The organism is Burkholderia sp. FL-7-2-10-S1-D7 (assembly GCF_001524185.1).
Taxonomy (GTDB): Bacteria; Pseudomonadota; Gammaproteobacteria; order Burkholderiales; family Burkholderiaceae; genus Burkholderia; species Burkholderia diffusa.
Genome location: NZ_LOWY01000086.1, coordinates 1 through 22,517, shown reverse-complemented (window position 1 = coordinate 22,517; position 22,517 = coordinate 1). Strand labels below are relative to the sequence as shown.

Sequence of the window (22,517 nt, the reverse complement as noted above, 5' to 3'; positions counted from 1 at the left end):
CCGGCAGCCTGGCTAGACCGGCCCGCCCTCGCCCAGTTCGGCGTCGACGGCCCGCCGCGCCTCTTCGAGTACGCGCTCGATCACGCGCCGTTCGGTCAGCAGCATCCCGTCGACTTTCACGAGCCGCCAGTCGATCCGCACGGCCGCGCCCTGCAGCACGCGGTAGTGCGCATGCTCGCCGTCCCACACCTGCTCGGTCTTCACTTCGATCTCGTAGCCGCGGTACGGCTCGCTGAAATCGCCGAGATCGCTGCCTCTCGGTTCCATCGCTCGCTCCGTGGCGACGCAACGCCGGGCCGCCTCGGCGGCCGGCGCCGTGCGCTCAATCGTATTCGTTAGACAAAACGGATTTGCCGTCGGCGGTCAGGTCGACACGGTCGGCCGCCGTCTGATAGATCAGCCCTTCGTTCAGCAACGCATAGACGACATCGTCGAACGCGGCGGGGACCGGACGGGTGTCGCCGAACTGGTCGATCCACTTCAGCGCCTCGATGGCTTCGGGGGAAAGGATGGGGGTCATGCGTTGCCCTCCGGCGTCGATGTCGTTCCATCCTAGCACTTCGTCCGGACGGCGAATACGGAGGCAAACGCACGCCCCACATACCAGGCGCGACGGATGGCCAGATGGCCCGTCCGCGGCGCCCGGCATCGGAATCACGCTCAGAGTCGCGCGATCGACACTTCGGTGGATTTCACGAGCGCGACGACTTCCGCACCCACCTTCAGTTCAAGTTCGTCGACCGAGCGCGTCGTGATCACCGACGTGACGATGCCGAACGGCGTCTCGACGTCGACCTCGGAGACCACGGGCCCGCGAATGATCTCCTTCACCTTGCCTTTGAACTGGTTGCGCACGTTGATTGCAGTGATGCTCATCGGGTTGATCGCTCCGAACAAAAAAGTCTGAGAATGGGCGGCCGGTGCCGCCCGGATTTAAACGGCCCAGCGAATCTGCCCGGCCGGCCGTACGTGATCGGCTTCAGCCGCGACGTGCTGCGCGGCACCGCCGGGGCCGCCCGCGAGCACACGCTGCAGCACGCGGTCCTCGAGCGCCGCGAACGCGGCCGACGCGCGCGCACGCGGCCGGTCGAGCGGCACCGGCTGGTCGAGCGCGACACGTCCCTGCTCGATCAGCAGGATCCGGTCGCCGAGCGCGACGGCTTCCTGCACGTCGTGCGTGACGAGCAGCGCGGTGAAGCGATGCTCGCGCCACAACCGCTCGATGAGCGCATGCATCTCGATGCGGGTCAGCGCGTCGAGCGCACCGAGCGGCTCGTCGAGCAACAGCAATTGCGGCCGGTGCACGAGTGCGCGGGCGAGCGCGACGCGCTGCCGCTGGCCGCCGGACAGCTGCGCTGGCCAGTCGTTCGCACGCTCGATCAGACCGACTTCGTCGAGTACCGCACGCGCCTGATCGCGTGCACCGCGGCCGAGGCCCAGCATCACGTTCTGCAGCACGGTCTTCCACGGCAGCAGCCGCGCGTCCTGGTACATGATCCGCGTGTCGAGCGCGCCGCCGCCGTCGCCGCGCGTCACGAGCGCGCCGCTGCTCGGTTCCTCGAGCCCCGCGACGAGACGCAACAGCGTGGATTTCCCGCAGCCGCTGCGCCCGACGATCGCGACGAAGCTGCCGCGCGCGATGCCGAGTTCGACGTTGTCGAGCACGGTGCGCGCGCCGAAGCGCTTGCTGACGCCCGACAGCGTCACCGCGTCGTCCTGTGCCGGGCCGCCCGTCCGCCGCCGCGCAAGCGGAACGACGGACGCGCCGCCGTTCCGGTCGACGATCGCCGCATTGCGTGCGTCGTCGTCGGTCACGCGTGCGTGCGCCAGTTCGGCCTCAAGGTCTGCACCGGCGAGCGGGCCATAGGAGACCGCCGAAGTCGTCGCATTCATGCCTTTGCTCCAGATTGATAAGCAGGGTGCCAGCGCAGCGTCACGCGCTCGATCCATTTCGCCAGCACGTCGGCCAACTTGCCAAGCACCGCATACAGCAGGATGCCGACCACCACCACATCGGTTTGCAGGAATTCCCGCGCGTTCATCGTCATGTAGCCGATGCCCGACTGCGCGGAGATCGTTTCCGCGACGATCAGCATCACCCACATCAGCCCGAGCGCGAAGCGCACGCCGACGAGAATCGACGGCAATGCACCAGGCAGGATCACGTCGCGATACAGCGCGAAGCCGCGCACGCCGTAACTCTTCGCCATCTCGATCAGGTTCGCGTCGACCGAGCGGATCCCGTGATATGTGTTGATGTAGACGGGAAAGAACACGCCGAGCGCGACGAGAAACAGCTTCGCCTTCTCGTCGATGCCGAACCAGAGGATCACGAGCGGAATCATCGCAAGCGCGGGGATGTTGCGGATCATCTGGATGGTCGAATCGAGCGCGACCTCCGCTGCCTTCGACAAGCCGGTCGCGAGCCCGAGCGCCAGGCCGACGCCGCCGCCGATCGCGAAGCCGAACAGCGCGCGCCAGGTACTGACCTTCACGTTCGCCCACATCTCGCCCGATGTCACGAGCGACCACGCGGCACGCACGACCGCCACCGGCTCGGGCAGCACGCGGGTCGACAGCCAGCCGACGCGCGCGCCGACCTCCCATGCGGCCAGCAGCACAAGCGGCACGAGCCACGGCGCGATGCCGCGCCAAGCGCGGGCGGCCACGGCCGCGCGCGTCGTCGACGTCTTCGTTGTCATCTCAGGCCTCCTTCGTTCAGCTCTGGCTCGCCTTCGGCAGGTAGTTGTTGCCGACGATCTCGCCGAACGGACCCGACAGCGGGCCGGACGGCCGCGCCGCACCCTTGCCCTTGATCAGCGGGAACACGAGCTCGGCGAAACGGTACGACTCCTCGAGGTGCGGATAGCCGGACAGGATGAACGTCTCGATGCCGAGATCCGCATATTCGCGCATGCGTTCCGCGACCTGCTCGGGGTTGCCGACGAGCGCGGTACCCGCGCCGCCGCGCACGAGACCGACACCGGCCCACAGGTTGGGATACACCTCGAGCGCCTCGCGGCCGCCGCGCTTGCCGCCGTGCAGCGCGGCCATCCGGCGCTGGCCTTCCGAATCCATGTTCGCGAATGCCTGCTGCGCGAGTGCGATCGTCTCGTCGTCGAGACGGCTGATCAGGCGCTCGGCATCGCGCCAGGCTTCGTCCTCGGTCTCGCGCACGATCACGTGCAGGCGAATACCGAACCTGATCTTGCGGCCGCGCGCCTCGGCGCGGGCGCGAATGTCGGCGATCTTCTTCGCGACGGCCTCGGGCGGCTCGCCCCAGGTCAGATAGGTGTCGATGTGATCGGCGGCGATCGCGTGCGCGGCCGGCGACGATCCGCCGAACCACAACGGCGGATGCGGGCGCTGCACGGGCGGATACAGCGCCTTGCCGCCCTTCGATTGAAGGTGCTTGCCGATGTAGTCGAACCCGCCGTTGTCGTGCGATGCGGACAGCAACCCGCGCCAGATGTTCAGGAAGTCGTCGGTGATTTCGTAGCGCGTGTCGTGGTCGGCGAACAATCCGTCGCCTTCGAGCTCGGCAGCATCGCCACCCGTCACGACGTTGATCAGCAGGCGGCCGCCCGACAGACGGTCGAACGTCGCGGCCATCCGCGCGGCCAGGCCGGGCGATGCGATGCCGGGACGCACGGCGACCAGGAACTTCAGGCGCTGCGTCGCCGGAATCAGGCTCGACGCGACGACCCACGCATCCTCGCAGGAACGGCCGGTCGGCAGCAGCACGCCTTCATAGCCGAGCGTGTCGGCCGCGACGGCGATCTGCTTGAAATAATCGTAATCCGCGGCGCGCGCGCCTTCAGCGGTGCCGAGGTAACGGCTGTCGCCGTGCGTGGGAATAAACCAGAAAACATTCATCTGCTGCTCCTGCTTGACTGTTCTTGCCGGAATCTGGATAAAACGAGCCCCTGCTCGCGTCGCAAATGAGCGACGCATGCATGGTGTGCGTTCGAATCGGGATGGCTCGCCGGTCAGGCCGTGCCGCGGGCGAGTACGCTATTGCACGGCTGTTTCTGGGAAATCAGTCTATGGATCGCTGCAGGGCTTTGGAACGATTTTTTTGAGCTTAGGTTTTCCGCTTTCGTGATTAGCACGACGCTCCAGCGAATATCGCGTCGGCCGGGCCCTATAATGACGCACCTATCCGAATAACTTCGCCCGGACGGCCCCGGCCGGCCGCGCCTGCAATGCACTCACCGATGCAGAAAGTCATCCTGCCGTTCCTGTCCGGCTTCCTGGCCGCCCTCTTCTTTCGCGAAGCGACGCTCGCGCTCCTGCATACGGCCGACCTGATCGCCGCCACCGGGTTCTCCACGCAACCTTTCGCGCCGCTCGGCATTCCTGAATTTGTTGCGAACGCATTGATCAGCGCGTGCTGCGCGATTCCGATGGCGTGGCTGCTGCGCGTGACGCCGGATCGTGAGGCGCCGTGGATCGGCGCGCTGGTGTTCGGCGGCATCGTGCTGACGGCCGCCCGCGTATTCGCGATCGATCCGCTGCGCGGGATCTGGCCGTCGGGCAACATGATGCCGGTGCTCGCCGCCGGTTTCGCAACGAACGCGGTCTGGGGCTTCGGCGCGCTCGTGTTCATGCGCGCGTTCATGTCGGACGACGCCGGCGACGAATAACGCACTTCTTGCGGCGAGGCCCCCGGCCCACTGCCACCAGGCCGGGTCGGCCTCCCCAAATGAAAAGGCCGCCTGCACACGATGCAGGCGGCCTTTTTGTTTTTTGCGTCGATACCGCGGCGCGTCAGTCCTTCAGGTTGCGCAGCGGATGCGTCTCGGGCGTCCACGGGCTGTCGAACATCGCGAGGACGTCGGCGCGGTCGATATCGGCGATCGACTTGAAGCGCCAGGCCGGCTGATGGTCCTTGTCGACGATCAGCGCGCGCACGCCTTCGATCACGTCGCCGTGTGCGAACGTCGAACGCGTGAGGTCGAGGTCGCGCCGCAGGCAATCGGCCATCGTCGCCCCGCGCGCCCGTTCGACGACTTGGAGCGAAACGGCCATCGACAGCGGCGACAGTTGGCTGCGCATCGCATCGGTCGCCTTTCCGACCCATCCGTCGACCGCGGCAAAATCCTGCTCGGCGTCGAGCGATGCGAGGATCGCACCGATGTCGGCTTGCGCGAAATGCCGGTCGATCCCGGCGCGCGCGTCGGCCAGCGCCGACGTGTCGGGCGTCGGCACGACCTTGTGCGACGCGGCCGCGTCGGCCACGCACGCGACGGCCTGCGCGCCGCTGTCGATGCGCGCGCTGCGCAGCGTATCGAACAGCGCCGGCAGCGCGGCATCGGGCAGGTATGCGTCGGCAAGCTGCGCATACAGTGCACCGGCCGCGTCGAGCGTCGCGCCGGTCACCGCGAGATAGCGGCCGATCGCGCCCGGCGTGCGCGCGAGGAACCAGCTCATCCCGACATCGGGGAACAGGCCGATGCGCGTTTCGGGCATCGCCATCTTCGTCGAGTCGGTGACGACACGCAGGCCGCCCGTATGCCGTGCCGCCTGCGAAATGCCCATGCCGCCGCCCATCACGACGCCGTGCATCAACGCGATGTACGGTTTCGGATAGGTGAAGATCGTATGGTTGAGCGTGTATTCCTCGATGAAGAACGTATCGACCGCATCGCGGTCGCCACGTTGCCAGGCGTCGTGGAAGAAGCGCACGTCGCCGCCCGCGCAGAACGCGCGAGGATGCGGGCTGTGCACGACGACGGCGACCACGTCGGCGTCGTTGCGCCACGCGTCGAGCGCCTGCTGCATCAGCCGGATCATCCCGACCGACAGCGCATTCAGCGCCTTCGGCCGGTTCAGTTCGAGATAGCCGATGCGGTTCGCGACATATGCGCGGACATCGGGCTGGGCGGATTCCGCAGAAGCGGAAGTGGAATCGGTCATGTGAGTCATCCGGCGTATCGCGGGCGCACGCTCAGTGCGCCTGCATCTTCGAGAACAGGTTCAGCACCACGACGCCCGAGATGATCAGCCCGAGGCCGATCACTGCCGGCAGGTCCGGCACCTGGCGATAGAGCAGCATCGCGACGAGCGTGATCAGCACAATGCCGGCACCCGACCACACGGCATAGATGATGCCGACGGGCATCGTACGCAACGTGAGGGACAGACAATAGAACGCGATGCCGTAACCGGCCACGACGAGCGCCGACGGCCAGAAGCGCGTGAAACCGTCCGCCGCGCGCAGCGCGGACGTGCCGATCACTTCCGCGACGATCGCGATCGCGAGCCATGCGTAACCCGGAAGCTGCATCGCTCAGTTCCTCGCAAGTGCCAGCACGGCGTAGTCCTGTCCAAGCTCGGCGCACAGCGCTTCGACAACGAACTCGTGATCCGCGCGCTGCGGCAGCCCCGAGGCGGTGATCGAGCCGATCACGCCGGCACCCGCGACGGTCAGCGGAAACGCGCCGCCGTGCGGCGAATATTCCGAGATCGGCAGCCCATGCTTCTCGGCGAGCGTGACGCCGGCCTGCTGCATGCGCAGGCCGATCGCATACGAGCTGCGGCGGAAATGCGCGACGACGTTGCGCTTGCGGCGCACCCAGTCGGCGTTGTCGGGCGTCGCACCGGCGAGCGCCGCATAGAACAGCGGCTGGCCGAACGTGACGATGTCGATCGCGATTGCATGACCGCGCGACGTGGCGAGCGCATGCATCCGGTTGCCGAGCGCCCAGGCGCGAGCCGGGTCGAAATGGGGAAACACAAGCGCCTGTTCCTGCGCGCCGATCGATTGCAGATCGTGAGCGATGTCCATGAATCCGTCGATGCAGTAGTCAAGTGTTGCAACGGCACCGACGCAATTCGCGCGCGACTCCGCTGCAGGAATGAACGACACAAGCAAACCGCTCGATTCTAGCTCACGCGCCTGCCGTACCGGACCTGCAAGCGCCCCGCCGGCGATTGCAACGCGATTGTCAGAAAGTGCTTGCAAGCGTTCCGGATAGTCCATATAATTCATTTCTTCGACGGACGCGGGGTGGAGCAGTCTGGCAGCTCGTCGGGCTCATAACCCGAAGGTCGTAGGTTCAAATCCTACCCCCGCAACCAACGTCCCGATTCATGCAAAAAGCCCGGCTCAATGCCGGGCTTTTTGTTTTTCGGCGCCCGATTCCGCGCGTCACGCGTTGTGCTTCGCGCCGCACGCCGCGCGCATACGCTCGCGTTCAAGAATGCCCCGCCCCGGTGATACACTCGCATCACCTCGTCCCTCCCACTCGACATGAAATTCTGCTCCGTCTGCGGTCACGAAGTCATCGCGCGCATTCCTCAGGGCGACAACCGTGAGCGCTTCGTCTGCGATCACTGCGGCACGATCCATTACCAGAATCCGCGTAACGTGGTCGGCACGGTGCCGGTCTGGGGCGATCAGGTGCTGCTGTGCCGCCGCGCGATCGAACCGCGCTACGGTTTCTGGACGCTGCCGGCGGGCTTCATGGAAATGGGCGAGACGACGGCCGAGGCCGCCGCGCGCGAAACGCTCGAGGAAGCCGGCGCACGCGTCGAGGTGCAGAACCTGTTCACGCTGCTCAACGTGCCGCACGTGCACCAGGTCCACCTGTTCTATCTGGCGCGGCTCACCGATCCGGCTTACGAGGCCGGCGAGGAAAGCCTCGAAGTCAGGCTGTTCGACGAAGCCGACATTCCGTGGGACGAAATCGCGTTCCCGACCGTCAGCCAGACGCTGCGCTTCTTCTTCGCCGATCGCGCCGCCGGCGACTACGGCGTACATACCGGCGATATCTTCCGCTCGCTGCGCAACGGCTGAGCCCGCGCCCCATGGTCCCCTGGCTCGGCCCGGACGATCCGTTTCCGCCTATCGAACGCGCGCTCGGTCCGGCGACCGGCGCGCCGGGGCTGCTCGCCGCGAGCGCCGACCTGCTGCCGTCGCGCCTGATCGAGGCCTACCTGCGCGGCATCTTCCCATGGTATTCGGACGGCCAGCCCGTGCTGTGGTGGAGCCCCGACCCGCGCATGGTCCTCGTGCCAGCCGAATTCAAGGTGTCCCCGTCGCTGCGCAAGACGCTCAGGCGCGTGCTGCGCGACCCCGCGTGGGAAGTGCGCGTCGACCACGACTTTCCGGGCGTGATGCGCGCGTGCGCGCAGGCGCCGCGTCGCGGGCAGCGCGGCACCTGGATCACGGCCGAAATCATCGACGCGTACACATCGCTCTATCGTTCCGGCAACGCGCACAGCATCGAGACGTGGCATGACGGGCGCCGCGTCGGCGGCCTCTACGGCGTCGCGTTCGGACGGATGTTTTTCGGCGAATCGATGTACGCGGATGCCACCGATGCGTCGAAGATCGCACTGGCGACGCTCGTCGCCCATCTTCGCGAGCAGGGGCTGGAGATGATAGACTGCCAGCAGAATACGTCGCATCTAGCGTCGCTCGGCGGCCGCGAGATCGCACGCAAGGCCTTTGTCGCTCACGTGCGCCGCGCGGTGGCCGAACCGCCGATTCCGTGGCAGTTCGACAAGCGCGCGCTTGTCGCGCTGACGGGCCCCGCAGGACCGGCCGCCCCCTCCGGGATCGAGCGCTAGCGCGGCACTCCCTCCCTGCATCGAGAGCTGCCCATGACTCACCCGACTGAGCTGCCGCTTTCACCGCTTTCGGCGCTGCAATTCTATGCAACGGCGCCCTATCCGTGCAGCTATCTGGACGGCCGCGTCGCGCGCTCGCAAGTCGCGACGCCGAGCCACCTGATCAATTCCGACATCTATACCGAGCTCGTGAAGGCCGGCTTCCGGCGCTCGGGCGTGTTCACCTATCGTCCGTACTGCGACGGCTGCCGCGCCTGCGTGCCGGTGCGCGTGCCGGTCGGCGCGTTCAAGCCGTCGCGCACGCAACGCCGGATGTGGAAGCGGCACCGCGCGCTCGTCGCGACGGTCTCGCCGCTGCACTACGACGAGGAGCACTACGCGCTCTACATGCGCTACCAGTCGGCGCGCCACGCAGGCGGCGGCATGGACCGCGACAGCCGCGACCAGTACGAGCAGTTCCTGCTGCAGAGCCGGATCAATTCGCGCCTCGTCGAATTCCGCGACCTCGACGCGGCGGGCGGCGAGCCCGGCAAGCTGCGCATGGTCAGCATGATCGACATCCTCGGCGACGGACTGTCGTCGGTCTATACCTTCTTCGAGCCGGACGACCAGCACACGAGCTACGGCACGTACAACATCCTGTGGCAGATCGAGCAGGCGAAAAGCCTCGGCCTGCCGTACGTGTATCTCGGATACTGGATCCGCGAGAGCCCGAAGATGGCATACAAGGCGAACTTCCATCCGCTGGAAGGGTTGCTCGACGGCCGCTGGAAAGTGCTCGATCCGGATCGGATCGACCTGCCGCCGGTCGACGCGGCACTCGCCCGCGCGCCGCTGCCGGGTGGCCATTCCGGGTCGGGCTGACGTGAGCGATACCGCCGCGGTTGCACGAGAGCGGCGCGCGTCCGTCCCGGTCATGAAGCGGCTGACGCGCGGCACGGCGACCGTCGCCGCGGGTCGCCACGAAGCGAAGCCCGCCCTCGCCGCACAACTCCCGGTAAAATAGCGGGTTGTCATTCATTCCGGCCGTCCGCCCAATTCCCGTGTTCAGTTCCCTCTATCCGCTGGCCCGCGCATCCCTGTTCAAGATGGATGCGGAAGACGCTCACCACCTCACGCTGCGCGCGCTCGGCGCGGCCGGCCGCACCGGCCTCGCCTGCGCGCTGTCGGCCCGCGTGCCCGATGCGCCGCGCACCGTGATGGGGCTCACGTTCCGCAACCCGGTCGGCCTCGCCGCCGGCCTCGACAAGGACGGCGCGGCCATCGACGGCCTCGCGGCGCTCGGCTTCGGCTTCATCGAGGTCGGCACGGTCACGCCGCGCCCGCAGCCTGGCAACCCGCGCCCGCGGATGTTCCGCCTGCCGCAGGCCGAAGCGCTGATCAACCGGATGGGCTTCAACAACCACGGCGTCGACCAGTTCGTGAAGAACGTCCAGGCCGCCCGCTATCGCGGCATCCTCGGCCTGAACATCGGCAAGAATGCCGATACGCCGATCGAACGCGCCGCAGAGGATTACCTGTACTGCCTCGAGCGCGTGTATCCGTTCGCGAGCTACGTGACGATCAACATTTCGTCGCCGAACACGAAGAACCTGCGCCAGCTGCAGGGCGCGGGCGAGCTCGACGCGCTGCTCGCCGCGCTGAAGGACAAGCAGCAGCGCCTCGCCGACCTGCACGGCAAGCTCGTGCCGCTCGCGCTGAAGATCGCACCCGATCTCGACGACGAGCAGGTCAAGGAAATCGCCGATACGCTGCTGCGCCACAAGATCGAAGCGGTCATCGCCACCAACACGACGCTGTCGCGCGCAGCCGTGCAGGGCCTGCCGCACGCGGACGAGGCCGGCGGCCTGTCGGGCCGCCCGGTGTTCGACGCATCGAACGAAGTGATCCGCAAGCTGCATGCCGAAGTCGGCAGCGCGGTGCCGATCATCGGCGTCGGCGGCATCTTCTCGGGCGAGGACGCACGCGCGAAGCTCGCGGCCGGCGCGTCGCTCGTCCAGCTGTACACGGGCTTCATCTATCGCGGCCCGGCGCTCGTCGCCGAATGCGTGAAGGCCATCGCGCACGAACGCGCCGCGTAATATAGCCATAATCAAACGATATTTAGAGTCCGATTGCATTTTTGCTATGATCGGCCTCACATTCAGAATCAAGCGCCCCGCTGGGGCAAGGAAGCTCACACGATGAAAATTTCGCTGCTGAAGAAGCTGCTGGTCGCCGGCCTGATCGGTACGTCGTTCGCTGCCGCCACCGCGCATGCGGCCGACCTCCTCGACCAGGTGAAGCAACGCGGCACGCTGCGCGTCGGCCTCGAAGGTACGTTCCCGCCGTTCAACTCGAAGAATCCGCAAGGCGAACTCGTCGGCTTCGACGTCGACATCGCGAAGGCCGTCGCCGCGAAGCTCGGCGTGAAGGCCGAGTTCGTCACGACCGAATGGAGTGGCATCATCGCGGGCCTGCAGGCCGGCAAGTTCGACGTGATCGCCAATCAGGTCGGCATCACCGACAAGCGCAAGGAAACGCTCGACTTCTCGCCCGCATACACGTACTCGTCCGCTCAGCTGATCCAGCGCAAGGACGACACGCGCCAGTTCAAGTCGCTCGACGACCTGAAGGGCAAGAAGCTCGGCGTCGCGCTCGGCACGAACTACATGGACATGGCGAAGTCGGTGCCCGGCATCGACGTGAAGACGTACCCGGGCGCGCCGGAGTACTTGCGTGACCTCGCCGCCGGCCGTCTCGATGCGGCGCTCAACGACCGCCTGATGCTCGCGTACCTGACGAAGAACTCGGAACTGCCGCTGCGCCCGGGCGCGAACGTCGGCTCGGCGAACCCGTCGGGCATCCCGTTCAAGAAGGGCAACCCGAAGTTCCAGAAGGCGATCGACGACGCGATGGCGCAACTCGAAGCCGACGGCACGTTCACGAAGATCTCGGACAAGTGGTTCGGCATCGACGTGACGAAGCCGATCAAGTAAGCACGCCTCTGTTTCCCGCCTGACGGCGGGCCGGAAAGGGCGGCATCCGAAACGATGCCGCCCTTTGTTTTATCGGTCCGGTTTATGATTGCGCTTTCGCGCACGCATCCGATTCGTATTCCATGTCGACAACGTCCCTGCTCGTCCAATCGCTGCCGGTGCTCGCCCAGGGCGCCGTACTGACCGTCAAGTTCGCCGTGCTGTCGATGGTGTTCGGCCTGCTCGGCGCCGTCGTGCTCGCGATGATGGGCATCCGGCAAAGCGAGCCGCTCGACGGTTTCGAACGCATCTGGGTCAACGCGCTCGCGGGGCTCGCGCGCGCATACGTGAGCCTGATGCGCGGCACGCCGCTGCTCGTGCAGATCTTCGTCATCTATTACGGGCTGCCGAGCCTCGGCATCTCGCTTGACCCGACGCCGGCCGGCGTCATCGCGCTGTCCGCGAACGTCGCCGCCTACATGTCCGAAAGCATGCGCGGCGCGATCAACGGCATTCACCGCGGCCAGTGGCTCGCCTCTTACAGCCTCGGGCTGTCGTGGGGGCAGACGCTGCGCTACGTGATCGGCCCGCAGGCACTGCGCATCGCGGTGCCGAGCCTGTCGAACAGCCTGATCAGCCTGATCAAGGACACGTCGCTCGTATCGGTGATCACCGTGACCGAACTGCTGCGCAGCGCACAGGAAGTGATCGCGGCGACCTACCAGCCGCTGCCGCTGTACCTGGCCGCCGCCGCTGTCTACTGGGTGCTGTGCCAGATTCTCGAATGGGTCCAGCGCTGGTACGAAAAGCGCCTGTCGCTGCCCGCGCGGCACTGATCACGAAACATCTCCCGCCGGGCCGCGATTGCGCGCCCGGCTCCCGCCTTCCCTTGCTTCCCGCCTACTCGCCCGAATAGCGCACGCCGAGCGCCGCGCGTGCCGCGTCGGTCATCGCAATCATTCGCCGCGAATGCTCGTGCGTCATGATCGGGCTTTCGAGTTCGCCGGCGCGCAGCAGGTCGCAGAAATGCGCGGTCTCGTAGTTCAGGCCACCGCCTTCGATCGGTGCATCGAGTTCGACCGTGCGTCCGTCCGCATAGCGAATCGTCGCCCGTGCGGGGTTCCACCACTTCTCGTGAATCGTCACGTGCCCGCCTGCCGCGGCGATCAGCGCGTCACCGCGTCCCATCACGTCGAGCCCGCAGAAGAGCTGGGCGATGCCGCCGTTCGCGTGACGGCTGTTCAGGCTCGCGAACACGTCGACGCCCGTCGCGCCGATGCGGCCGAGCGTCTGGACGTCGACTGCCTCGCCAAGCCAGTCCACCGCGAGAAACGCTTCGTAGATCCCGATGTCGAGCAGCGCGCCGCCGGCGCGGTCGAGTCGATAGACGGAATGATCGTCCGGCACCGACGACGACGCGCAGCCCGCGCGCACGAGCCGGATTTCGCCGATCGGGTCGTCGCGCAGGTGCGCGCGCAACTGACGATACAGCGGAAAGAACGGTGGCTTCATCGCTTCCATGAAGAGCCGTCCGGCAGCGCGAGCCGCATCCAGCACGGCGTCGAGTTGCGTCGCGTTCAGCGTCGCGGGTTTTTCGCACAGCACGGCCTTGCCGGCGGCGAGCGCCGCTTGCGCGTAGTGCGCGTGACTGTCGTGAAGTGTCGCGATATAGATCGCGTCGATGTCGCTCGCGAGGAGCGCGTCGAGGCTGGCGGCAAGCACGCCGCCGCAACTGTCGCAAAAGGCGGTTGCCGCGTCGGCACGGCGTGCCCATACGCCGGCGAGCGTGGCACCCGGCACGTGAGCGAGGCTTTGCGCGAATCGGCGTGCGATGCTGCCTGCGCCGACGATGCCGAAGCGCACCGGGCGGTTGTCGAGGTCGTTCATCCGGATCTTCCGTGTCGGTCGTATGACGGTGGCCGGCACGCTGCCGGCCGGCCGTCATGATAAACGGCTCGCCGGCGCACGGATAAGCGACGCGTGCCGATTCAGACGCGCACGGGCACGTCCACGGAGAAATCGCGCGAAATCTCGTCGGCGCTGAAATCAATCAGCGCGAGCGACGCCGCTTCGGCTTCGCGCGGGTCGCGGCGTTCGATCGCATCGACGACGCGCGCATGCGCCTTCACCGCGACGTCGTGCGCCCCCTCCTTCTGCGCAACGCGCGGATTCACGAGACGAACCGCGCCGCGCACGATGGCCGCCATCTGCTGGAAAAACTGATTGCCGCTCGCCTGAACGATCCGCGTGTGCAGCAGTTCGTCCGCCGTGTCGTATCCAGGGTCGCCCGGTTGCAACACCTTGAACGCTTCGAATGCCTCACGAATGCCCGCGATGTCGACCGCCGTCGCACGAACGGCTGCCTGCGCAGTCGCACGCGGTTCGATCAGCATCCGGAATTCGATGACGTCGCGCATGAACTGCGGATCCGGCTTTGCACGGAACCGCCAGCTCACCACGTCTTCATCGATCATGCGCCAGTCGCGCATCGGTCGAACGCGCGTACCGACTTTCGGACGCACGTCGAGCATGTCGCGCGCAAGCAACATCGACAATGCTTCGCGCATCACCGTGCGGCTCACATCGAACTCTTTCGACAGCACGTCCTGCGGCGGCAGAATGCCGCCGTACTTGTCCTCGACGATTCCCGCAACAAGCCCATCCATCACTTTGGCGACCAGTGACCGGTCTTTGCCCTGCTCCATAACACCTCCCCGTGCGTCGATTTGCGAACACCTGCTCCGCAGTTCCGCCGGCCCTGGTTACGACTGTTCTTATGATCTATAAGTTGATGAGTTCGGGGATATTTCGCTATCTGGTAAACACCTGACAGGGTTATCCCTCTTCTTGATGGGGTGATTTATAAGGCTTCAAAAAAGGCCCGGGAAGCGCGCTGCGCTTGCCGGGCCGGGCTTTCCGTCGGATTTAAACATGCAATCCATTACGGCATCCTGACGCCATTACGGACTGCTTCTCATTCAGTTTCGATTAATCGGGATAAACGATCGTTTCAACGCCGTTTGCCGTGCCGAGCAGGCACAGATTCGCGCCGCGCTCGGCGAACAGGCCGACCGTCACGACGCCCGGCCATGCGTTCACCTGCGCTTCGAAACCGCGCGGATCGGCGATCTGCAGCCCCTTCACGTCGATGATTTCGTTGCCGTTGTCGGTGATGTACGGCGTGCCGTCCTTCGTCACGCGCAACACCGGCACGCCGCCCAGCGCGGTCACGCGCCGGCCGATCGCCGTGCGCGCCATCGGCACGACTTCGATCGGCAGCGGGAATGCGCCGAGCACAGGCACGCGCTTGCTGCCATCCGCGATGCAGACGAACGTATCGGCCACCGACGCGACGATCTTCTCGCGCGTCAGCGCACCGCCGCCGCCCTTGATCATTGCGCCGCTTGCGTCGATCTCGTCGGCACCGTCGACGTACACCTGCAGCGATTCGATCTCGTTCAGGTCGAACACCTTGATGCCGTGGGATTTGAGGCGTTCGGTCGTCGCGATGGAACTCGACACGGCGCCGCGGTAGCGCGACTTGACGGCCGCGAGCGCGTCGATGAAGCAGTTGGCGGTCGAGCCGGTGCCGACGCCGATCACGGCGCCTTCCGGCACGTTCTGGATCACATAATCGGCGGCTGCCTGGCCGACCAGGCGTTTGAGTTCGTCTTGAGTCATGGGGTGGGAATACAGCGGGATTGCGGAAAACCGGCAGTTTACCGGACTCGGATGACGACCCGGGCTTTTTCGGTGCGTGTTGCAGCGCCTCGCGCGCTGATCGAGCGTCAGGGCGCGCCGGTTGCGGCCCCGTCCTCCGCAGGCGGCGTGGTGGGGAAATACTTGTCGAGCAGCGCTTGCGCGATCGCATCGGTCCCGGCGTCCGGGTTGCCCGCGTAGTCGGATGGCCGGAAATGCATCTGAAACGCCGCGAATACGCGTTGCGTGCGCGCGTCGAGCACGCCGTCGGTTGGCACGTCATAGCCGTAGCGTGCAAGCTTCAGCTGCAATGCCCGCACGTCGACGAGCGCGTGCGGATCGCGGCCGCCGAGTCGCGCGGCTACGGTCGCATCGTCCGGCCACGCGCCGACGCCGGCTTGCGCGAGCGCATGCCACGGGAACAGCGGCCCCGGATCGATCTTGCGTTGTGGCGCGATGTCGCTGTGCCCGACCACGCGCGTCGGCGAAATTCCGTAGCGCGCGACGATGTCCTTCGACAGGCGGATCAGCGCATCGACCTGTTCGGGCGGATACGGCTGCCACGTGCGTTCTTGCGGATCGAGCGGGCCGCGGTTCACGTTCTCGATGCCGATCGACGCCGCGTTGAGTTCGGTCGTGCCCTGCCATTCGCTGACACCCGCATGCCATGCGCGTTTCGATTCGGGAACGAGCTGGTAGACGACTGGCATCCCGTGTTCGACGCTTGGTTGCGGCGGCACGACGTAGTGCGCGCTGACCGAATCGCCCGTCAGTGTGCGCAGCGATTTCGCTTCGTCGCTTTCGGTGTAATGCATCACGAGAAAGCGGATCCGCGAATCGGCGCCGCGCGCATGCAGGCTCGTATCGGCGTAGTACGTACCGCGCTCGACCAGCGACGGCGATGTACAGGCGGCCAGCAGGCCGAGGATGGCGCACGATGCGCCGAGGCGAAACAGGGTCATGGTTCGCGAGTTCCGAACGACGCGTGCCGCGCGCAGTCGCGGCACGCGTCGTTCGGGGCGACGGCCTGCGCATCGCGCGAGGCCGCGTGGGTCAGCCCGTGTATCAGCCCTTCACGCGCCGCTGCCGCACCGCTTCGTACAGGCACACGCCGCTCGCGACCGACACGTTCAGGCTTTCGACGCTGCCGGCCATCGGGATACTCATCACTTCGTCGCAAGTGTCGCGCGTGAGCCGACGCATGCCTTCGCCCTCCGCACCCATCACGATGGCGACAGGACCATCGAGCTTCGCGTCGTACAGCGTCCCCGGCGCCTCGTCCGACGTGCCGATGATCCACACGCCAGCCTCCTTCAGCTCGCGCAGCGCGCGGGCGAGGTTCGTGACCGTGATGTACGGCACCGTGTCGGCCGCGCCGCTCGCGACCTTCGCCGCGGTCGCGTTCAGGCCGACCGCGCGGTCACGCGGGGCGATTACCGCATGCGCACCGGCCGAATCGGCGACACGCAGGCATGCGCCGAGGTTGTGCGGATCGGTGACGCCGTCGAGCACCAGCAGCAGCGCCGGACCCTGGATGCCGTCGAGCAGTTCGGACAGGTTCTGTGCGAGCGGAACGTCCTCGACGCGCGCGACGACGCCCTGGTGGCGCTCGGTATGCGCGAGACCCCACAGGCGGGTTTCGTCGGCTGCGATCAGCCGCACGCCCGCTTCCTTCGCGGCGTGCAGGAAGTCCTGCATGCGGCGGTCGCGGCGCGTCTGGTCGTACAGCACCTCCGCGACCGTCGACGCATCGTGCCGCAAACGTGCGGTCACCGCATGAAAACCGTAAAGAACCTTCAGACGTGACATGACTGGAACAACCTTCGATCAAACGTGCGGCCGCGCGATGAGCGCAGCCGCGATCCATGGAAAAGGAAAGCGCCGCGTTGCCGGTCGGTGACCGGTAGAACGCGGCGTCTCTCGATACTGCAAGGGCACGCGCGTGCGCTGCCCCGAACGCTCAATACTTTTTGCGGGCGTGGACTTTCTTCGCGGGCGTCTTCGTCGCCACGCCGCCCTTCTTCTTCGCGGCACGTGCGGCACGCGCCTCCTGCACCGCGGCGGTCGGCGCGCTCGCCGGCTTCTTGCGACGCGGCGCGGCTTCCTCCACCGGCGGCAACGAGCGCACGCGCGGTCCGCCGCGATCGTTACCGTTGCCGGCGACAGCCGGCGCCGGTGCCGGGCGCGGCGCCTTCACCGGCGTGTCGCGCACGAGGCGGAAATCGATCTTGCGCGCGTCGAGATCGACGCGGCTCACCTGCACGCGCACACGATCGGACAGGCGATAGCGGATGCCCGTGCGCTCGCCGCGCAGCTCGTTCTTGATCTCATCGTACTGGAAGTAGTCCGAGCCGAGTTCCGTGACGTGCACGAGCCCTTCGATGAACAGCGTATCGAGCTGCACGAAGATGCCGAACGACGTGACGCCGTTCACCATCCCGCCGTACTCCTCGCCGAGCTTGTCGCGCATGAAGTAGCACTTGAGCCAGGCTTCGACGTCACGCGACGCTTCGTCGGCACGGCGCTCGTTCGCCGAGCAGTGCAGGCCGAGCTCCTCCCAGATCGCCGTGTTCGATCGCGAACGGCCGCGCGCTTCGTCGTCGGCCTGCTGCATCGCGCGGGCGCGCGGCGACAGCGCGGTGTTCAGCTCGAAGCCTTCCGGCGCCTTCGGCACGTACTTCCTGCCCGACAGGATCGAGTAGATCGCGCGGTGCGTGAGCAGGTCGGGATAGCGGCGGATCGGGCTCGTGAAGTGCGCGTACGCCTCGTACGCGAGACCGAAGTGACCGATGTTGTCCGGGCTGTAGACGGCCTGCTGCATCGAGCGCAGCAGCATCGGCTGCAGCATCTGCGCGTCGGGTCGGTCGCGGATCTGCGCCATCAGCGCGGCGTAGTCGCTCGCGTGCGGCTTGTCGCCGCCACCGAGCGACAGGCCCATGCCGCGCAGGAACGCGCGCAGGTTCTCGAGCTTCTCCGGCGTCGGGCCCGCATGCACGCGGTACAGGCCCGGGTGCTTGTTGCGCTTCAGGAAGTCGGCCGCGCAGACGTTCGCGGCCAGCATGCATTCCTCGATCAGCTTGTGCGCATCGTTGCGCTGACGCGGCACGATCTGCTCGATCTTGCCCTGCGAGTTGCAGACGATGTACGTCTCGGTCGTGTCGAAATCGATCGCGCCGCGCTTCTGGCGTGCGGCGAACAGCGCCTTGTAGACGCCGTACAGATCCTGCAGGTGCGGCAGCAGGTCCGCGCGGCGCGCGGCCTCCGGCCCCTTCGTGTTCGACAGCACGGCGGCCACTTCGGTGTACGTCAGGCGCGCGGCCGAATGGATCACGGCCGGATAGAACTGGTACGCCTTGATCTCGCCACGCGCGGTAATCACCATGTCGCACACGAGCACGCAGCGGTCGACCTGCGGATTCAGCGAGCACAGCCCGTTCGACAGCTTCTCCGGCAGCATCGGGATCACGCGGCGCGGGAAATAGACCGACGTGCTCCGTTCCAGTGCGTCGGCATCGAGACCGTTGCCCGGCTGCACATAGTGCGACACGTCGGCGATCGCGACGATCAGCCGGTAGCCGTCGCCGCGGCCGACCTTGACCGGCTCGCAGTAGACGGCATCGTCGAAGTCGCGGGCATCCTCGCCGTCGATCGTCACGAGCGGCACGTCGCGCAGATCGACGCGGAAGCGCAGGTCGGCCGGCCGCACCTTGTCGGGCAGCGCGGCGGCTTCATCGAGCGCCGGCTGGCTGAATTCATGCGGCACGCCGTACTTGCGCACCGCGATTTCGATTTCCATGCCCGGATCGTCGATGTCGCCGAGCACTTCGACGACGCGGCCGAGCGGTTGCGAATGGCGGCTCGGGAAGTCGGTCAGTTCGACGACCACGACCTGCCCGACCTTCGCCTTCTTCACGTTCTGCGTGATCAGGATGTCGTGGCCGATGCGCTTGTCTTCGGGTGCGACGATCAGCGCGCCGTTCTCGTTGAGCAGGCGGCCGATCACGCGCTTGTTCGCGCGCTCGGTCACTTCGACGACATGGCCTTCCGGGCGGCCGCGGCGATCGTAGCCGACGATCCGCGCGAGCACGCGGTCGTTGTGCATGACCTTTTGCATTTCGCCGTTCGGCAAGAACAGGTCGTCCTGGCCGTCGTCGCGGATCACGAACCCGTAGCCGTCGCGATGCCCCTGCACGCGGCCGGCGACGAAATTCGACGGATGGGTGAGCTGATAGTGGCCGCGCTTGTCGAGGCGGATCTGGCCGTCGCGTTCCATCGCGGCGACACGCCGGAAGAACCCTTCGCGTTCCTGGCGTTTGATCGACAACGCTTCGGCGATGTCGTTGGCTGCCAGCGGCGCGTCGCTCGTACGCAGCACGCCGAGAATTTCTTCACGGCTCGGAATGGGGTACGGATATTTGCTCAAGGGTTTGTCGATGATTGTTCTCGTTGCGTTGACTGATGGTGCACGGCATCAACATAGAAGTGTCCGTCAGACAGTTCTATAGTGACGGCGGCGGATCATTCTATCACCCGCCTGTGTTGCCAAAAGACGCGAATGCCGCGTGCAGGCGCCGCAGCGGCAGGTTTGCAGTGCATTGCAAAAAAATGTTGACACGATTAATTGGGGCGCTATAATTTCACTTCTTTGCAGCAAGCAGCTACTGCAAAACGTGCCCAGGTGGCGGAATTGGTAGACGCACTAGGTTCAGGTCCTAGCGGTGGCAACACCGTGGAGGTTCGAGTCCTCTCCTGGGCACCATCTGTTTTTGAAAAGGTCGGCTTCATGCCGGCCTTTTTTCATTTCAAGCCCTGCATTACGCGCGCTGGCCGCGCCATATGTCCGTCACGCCGATCGATAGCAGAATTGATCGGCTATCGATTGCCCTCCCCGCTGGTACGTCAGCCGCGTTGCTTTCAACGAATCCAGCGAAGAACACGGCCCACGACGTCGATGAACCGCCGCGCGTTCGCACGCGTGACTGGGCCGGCATCCTGGCGCACGCCGCGAACACCTCATCCGCGCTGCGCATCGGACATCAAGAATCGTCGACGCTCATTACGCCGCTCAAGACGCGCGGCGCGCTGGAGCAGTCGCTTGCGCCGCTCGGCCCTCGCGTGTCGCGGCATGAATTTGCAAGCGGCCTACCACTGACCGAACGGCTCAACGTCGGCGCGGTCGATTTCAGCGCCCAAGTGGCCGACACGGCTCCCGTCTTCACGCAAGCCACGCATGCGCGCTTCGTGTACGTTGCGCAGCGAGCGCCGTCACCGAAAGCGCAGGCCATCATCGCCAAACGCGACAGCGCGGCTGCCCACGCTTGACCGATCTCAAGAGCAAGCGCATCGCCGTCACGAAGGCTTTCGGCAGCCGCTACCGGGTGCTTGCCGCCCTCGCACATACAAAGCTCGCCCCCTCCCTCAAACGACACGGCAATCCACTACCTGACGCCGGCGGACGGCCGCGCGACGTTCGAACGCGGCAGCGTCGATGCATGGATCGCGCGGGATCCGTACATCACATCGGTCGACGCGAATCCCGACGCACGGATTCCGCAGCCCCTCAGAACTTCGGCGAGCAGCAGAACATCGCCGATACGTTCCGTGCAGCAGCTTCGTTGTCTGCCCGCGTCGACACGACTGAATCGCTGCGCTGGAATTTCGCGGCAAAGCGTGCGCTTCCGATCGGCGCGTGATGCTCCGCCCATGCGACGCGCGAAGAAATTTTTATCGCCGTCGCTCGAATTGTGTTGACAGACTCTCGAGACACGCTAGAATAGCGGTCTTCGCATCGCAGCAAGCGAAACGTGCCCAGGTGGCGGAATTGGTAGACGCACTAGGTTCAGGTCCTAGCGGTGGCAACACCGTGGAGGTTCGAGTCCTCTCCTGGGCACCACTTATTTAAGAAAGGCCGGCTTTTAGCCGGCCTTTTTCTTTTTCAGGCTCAGAAGGCAAAGCGCTGCGCGCGTTGCATGAGGGCTCGAAAAGCTGCACTTGCAAGCGCAACTCAGGGGGCGCGTCCGCGTTGCCAAGCCCCCCCTCCCGTGCACCATCCGCGTTCCAAAAACGAGTGGCTTATCCCGGCCTTTCGTCATTTCCGACTCACGCAACTAAGCGGAATCGGGGGCGCGAGTTTCGCGATGCCCGGCGAACTCGGTGGACACGCGACAAACACATCGCCCCTTCACTGATCCAGCAGCCGAACGGTCCATCAAGACCGGCCCGGCTGCCGACCTCAGGCGCCGTTCCAGCGTTTCGCGGCAATCGCGACACGCTCGCCCAGCACTTCCGCCGTCTTGCGATCGCTCTCCAGAATCGCATCGCCGCCCTCGTCCGCATTGGCCTGCGCCATCGCACCGAGGAACGACCCGAGCCGATTCAGATCGTTGACTGAACCCGCACTGCTGTTGTTGCCGGGCATCAGACCGAGGCTGACCCACAGCATCTGATGCTGGGCGGCGAAGACGGCCAGTTGTTGCAACGTCGACAGTTTGTCGCCGCTTTGCGAAGCCGACACCGTGAAACCGGCCGCCAGCTTGTCACGCCACTTGCCCCAATATTTCGACGATGCATCCATGAAGCCCTTGAACTGAGCGGACGCACTGCCCATGTAAGTCGGCGAGCCGAAGATGATCGCCTTCGCATCGCGCTCCAGGTACTCCCAGTGTTCGTCGATCGCGTCGACGGGGATCAACTTGACCGACGCGCCGTCGACTTTCTGGACGCCGCGCGCAACTGCGTCGGCAATAACGGCTGCGTGGCCGTAGCCGCTATGAAAAACCACTGCGATTTCAGACATGACGAACTCCTCAGCGCGGACCGTTCCGCAATAAACGTTACCGCGATAGTAACAGAAAAAGGCCGTGAGACAAGCGACTTCGCCCACATGCGCCGCACGCGCCATTGCATGTCGACGTCTACATGCCTCACACCCGCATCGACCGGCCACGGCATTCAGACGTGACAAACCAGGCGCACCCTTTTTTAGACCCATCCAAACGATCGTACAAAAATCTGTTGACACGCCCTTCGGGCACGCTATAATTGCGATCTTTCGCGATGCAGCAAAGCGAAACGTGCCCAGGTGGCGGAATTGGTAGACGCACTAGGTTCAGGTCCTAGCGGTGGCAACACCGTGGAGGTTCGAGTCCTCTCCTGGGCACCATCTGTTTTTGAAAAGGTCGGCTTCATGCCGGCCTTTTTTCATTTCCGTGACCCGTCCTGAAATAGGTTGACACTTTTTCGCCGAAACGAAGAGGTGCCAAATGGAGCAAGGGATCAAGCGGA

General features: G+C 65.6%; 23 protein-coding genes, 4 tRNA genes and 1 pseudogene. 12 read left to right on the top strand and 16 right to left on the bottom strand.

The window, feature by feature from the left end; translation table 11 throughout:
• Positions 1-12: 12 nt before the first annotated feature.
• The 6 genes from WS75_RS25770 to ssuD form a co-directional block, all read right to left on the bottom strand.
• Entirely contained in the window at positions 13-267 is a 255-nt protein-coding gene (locus tag WS75_RS25770) for a hypothetical protein (RefSeq protein ID WP_059524526.1), read from the bottom strand.
• A 55-nt stretch (positions 268-322) separates the two neighbouring features.
• Entirely contained in the window at positions 323-520 is a 198-nt protein-coding gene (locus tag WS75_RS25765; RefSeq protein WP_059684571.1) for a hypothetical protein, read from the bottom strand.
• A 140-nt stretch (positions 521-660) separates the two neighbouring features.
• Positions 661-876 carry a TOBE domain-containing protein gene (locus tag WS75_RS25760; protein ID WP_006400187.1) on the bottom strand — a complete coding sequence of 72 codons (216 nt, stop codon included), beginning with the start codon at positions 874-876 and terminating at the stop codon, positions 661-663.
• Between the two features lie 57 nt (positions 877-933).
• Positions 934-1,893, bottom strand: a complete 960-nt coding sequence (locus tag WS75_RS25755) for an ATP-binding cassette domain-containing protein (RefSeq protein WP_059684569.1) — start codon at positions 1,891-1,893, stop codon at positions 934-936.
• The gene (gene ssuC, locus WS75_RS25750; RefSeq protein ID WP_059684568.1) at positions 1,890-2,702 is read right to left on the bottom strand and encodes an aliphatic sulfonate ABC transporter permease SsuC; all 813 of its coding nucleotides are present in this window, start codon (positions 2,700-2,702) and stop codon (positions 1,890-1,892) included. Before ssuC ends, WS75_RS25755 begins: the two co-directional genes overlap by 4 nt.
• A 16-nt stretch (positions 2,703-2,718) precedes the next feature.
• The gene (ssuD, locus tag WS75_RS25745; protein WP_059684566.1) at positions 2,719-3,876 is read right to left on the bottom strand and encodes an FMNH2-dependent alkanesulfonate monooxygenase; all 1,158 of its coding nucleotides are present in this window, start codon (positions 3,874-3,876) and stop codon (positions 2,719-2,721) included.
• A gap of 341 nt (positions 3,877-4,217) precedes the next feature.
• On the opposite strand from ssuD, the gene WS75_RS25740 reads away from it, so the two are divergent.
• Complete coding sequence (locus WS75_RS25740) at positions 4,218-4,646, top strand: hypothetical protein (RefSeq protein WP_059684582.1); 429 nt, start codon at positions 4,218-4,220, stop codon at positions 4,644-4,646.
• 124 nt (positions 4,647-4,770) lie between these two features.
• Here WS75_RS25740 and WS75_RS25735 read toward each other — a convergent pair whose 3' ends face one another.
• From WS75_RS25735 to WS75_RS25725, 3 genes are read right to left on the bottom strand one after another with little or no spacing between them, the layout of a single operon-like run.
• On the bottom strand, positions 4,771-5,919 hold the full coding sequence (locus WS75_RS25735) for an enoyl-CoA hydratase/isomerase family protein (RefSeq protein ID WP_059684565.1): 1,149 nt from the start codon (positions 5,917-5,919) through the stop codon (positions 4,771-4,773).
• A gap of 31 nt (positions 5,920-5,950) precedes the next feature.
• Positions 5,951-6,289: a DMT family transporter gene (locus WS75_RS25730; RefSeq protein WP_059467590.1), complete on the bottom strand. Its 339-nt coding sequence runs from the start codon at positions 6,287-6,289 to the stop codon at positions 5,951-5,953.
• Positions 6,290-6,292: 3 nt separating this feature from the next.
• On the bottom strand, positions 6,293-6,790 hold the full coding sequence (locus WS75_RS25725; RefSeq protein ID WP_059684562.1) for a heme-degrading domain-containing protein: 498 nt from the start codon (positions 6,788-6,790) through the stop codon (positions 6,293-6,295).
• A gap of 216 nt (positions 6,791-7,006) precedes the next feature.
• Between WS75_RS25725 and WS75_RS25720 the strand changes: the two genes are divergently transcribed.
• From WS75_RS25720 to WS75_RS25690, 7 genes are all read left to right on the top strand, one after another.
• Positions 7,007-7,083, top strand: a tRNA-Met gene (locus WS75_RS25720).
• Between the two features lie 172 nt (positions 7,084-7,255).
• The gene (locus WS75_RS25715; protein WP_059447221.1) at positions 7,256-7,801 is read left to right on the top strand and encodes an NUDIX hydrolase; all 546 of its coding nucleotides are present in this window, start codon (positions 7,256-7,258) and stop codon (positions 7,799-7,801) included.
• Positions 7,802-7,812: 11 nt separating this feature from the next.
• Positions 7,813-8,577 carry a leucyl/phenylalanyl-tRNA--protein transferase gene (gene aat / locus WS75_RS25710; RefSeq protein WP_059684560.1) on the top strand — a complete coding sequence of 255 codons (765 nt, stop codon included), beginning with the start codon at positions 7,813-7,815 and terminating at the stop codon, positions 8,575-8,577.
• 33 nt (positions 8,578-8,610) lie between these two features.
• A complete protein-coding gene (locus tag WS75_RS25705) occupies positions 8,611-9,441 on the top strand; it encodes an arginyltransferase (protein ID WP_059684557.1) in 831 nt (276 codons plus the stop codon).
• 179 nt (positions 9,442-9,620) lie between these two features.
• Positions 9,621-10,658: a quinone-dependent dihydroorotate dehydrogenase gene (locus WS75_RS25700; protein WP_059603292.1), complete on the top strand. Its 1,038-nt coding sequence runs from the start codon at positions 9,621-9,623 to the stop codon at positions 10,656-10,658.
• 102 nt (positions 10,659-10,760) lie between these two features.
• The gene (locus tag WS75_RS25695) at positions 10,761-11,555 is read left to right on the top strand and encodes a cystine ABC transporter substrate-binding protein (RefSeq protein ID WP_059684555.1); all 795 of its coding nucleotides are present in this window, start codon (positions 10,761-10,763) and stop codon (positions 11,553-11,555) included.
• Positions 11,556-11,677: 122 nt separating this feature from the next.
• Positions 11,678-12,370 (top strand): amino acid ABC transporter permease, encoded by a 693-nt coding sequence (locus tag WS75_RS25690; protein WP_059684552.1) that lies wholly within the window; start codon positions 11,678-11,680, stop codon positions 12,368-12,370.
• 64 nt (positions 12,371-12,434) lie between these two features.
• On the opposite strand, the gene WS75_RS25685 is transcribed toward WS75_RS25690, so the two are convergent.
• The 6 genes from WS75_RS25685 to rnr all read right to left on the bottom strand — a co-directional run bounded on the left by WS75_RS25685 (position 12,435) and on the right by rnr (position 19,656).
• On the bottom strand, positions 12,435-13,421 hold the full coding sequence (locus tag WS75_RS25685; RefSeq protein ID WP_059684550.1) for a Gfo/Idh/MocA family protein: 987 nt from the start codon (positions 13,419-13,421) through the stop codon (positions 12,435-12,437).
• Between the two features lie 101 nt (positions 13,422-13,522).
• On the bottom strand, positions 13,523-14,239 hold the full coding sequence (locus tag WS75_RS25680) for a FadR/GntR family transcriptional regulator (protein WP_059684547.1): 717 nt from the start codon (positions 14,237-14,239) through the stop codon (positions 13,523-13,525).
• A gap of 283 nt (positions 14,240-14,522) precedes the next feature.
• A complete protein-coding gene (gene rpiA / locus WS75_RS25675; RefSeq protein ID WP_059684545.1) occupies positions 14,523-15,215 on the bottom strand; it encodes a ribose-5-phosphate isomerase RpiA in 693 nt (230 codons plus the stop codon).
• A gap of 107 nt (positions 15,216-15,322) precedes the next feature.
• Positions 15,323-16,195 carry an N-acetylmuramoyl-L-alanine amidase gene (locus WS75_RS25670; RefSeq protein WP_059684542.1) on the bottom strand — a complete coding sequence of 291 codons (873 nt, stop codon included), beginning with the start codon at positions 16,193-16,195 and terminating at the stop codon, positions 15,323-15,325.
• A gap of 103 nt (positions 16,196-16,298) precedes the next feature.
• Positions 16,299-17,042, bottom strand: a complete 744-nt coding sequence (rlmB, locus tag WS75_RS25665; protein ID WP_059684540.1) for a 23S rRNA (guanosine(2251)-2'-O)-methyltransferase RlmB — start codon at positions 17,040-17,042, stop codon at positions 16,299-16,301.
• A 151-nt stretch (positions 17,043-17,193) separates the two neighbouring features.
• Complete coding sequence (gene rnr / locus WS75_RS25660) at positions 17,194-19,656, bottom strand: ribonuclease R (RefSeq protein ID WP_059684537.1); 2,463 nt, start codon at positions 19,654-19,656, stop codon at positions 17,194-17,196.
• A 249-nt stretch (positions 19,657-19,905) separates the two neighbouring features.
• Between rnr and WS75_RS25655 the strand changes: the two genes are divergently transcribed.
• The 3 genes and pseudogenes from WS75_RS25655 (at position 19,906) to WS75_RS25645 (ending at position 21,126) form a co-directional block, all read left to right on the top strand.
• Positions 19,906-19,992 (top strand) — tRNA-Leu (locus WS75_RS25655).
• Between the two features lie 192 nt (positions 19,993-20,184).
• Positions 20,185-20,926 (top strand): annotated as a pseudogene (locus tag WS75_RS25650) (hypothetical protein).
• A 113-nt stretch (positions 20,927-21,039) separates the two neighbouring features.
• Positions 21,040-21,126 (top strand) — tRNA-Leu (locus tag WS75_RS25645).
• A gap of 339 nt (positions 21,127-21,465) precedes the next feature.
• On the opposite strand, the gene WS75_RS25640 is transcribed toward WS75_RS25645, so the two are convergent.
• Positions 21,466-22,029 (bottom strand): flavodoxin family protein, encoded by a 564-nt coding sequence (locus WS75_RS25640; RefSeq protein ID WP_059684534.1) that lies wholly within the window; start codon positions 22,027-22,029, stop codon positions 21,466-21,468.
• Positions 22,030-22,308: 279 nt separating this feature from the next.
• Here WS75_RS25640 and WS75_RS25635 point away from each other — a divergent pair.
• Positions 22,309-22,395: transfer RNA gene (locus WS75_RS25635), tRNA-Leu, on the top strand.
• Positions 22,396-22,517: the final 122 nt, after the last annotated feature.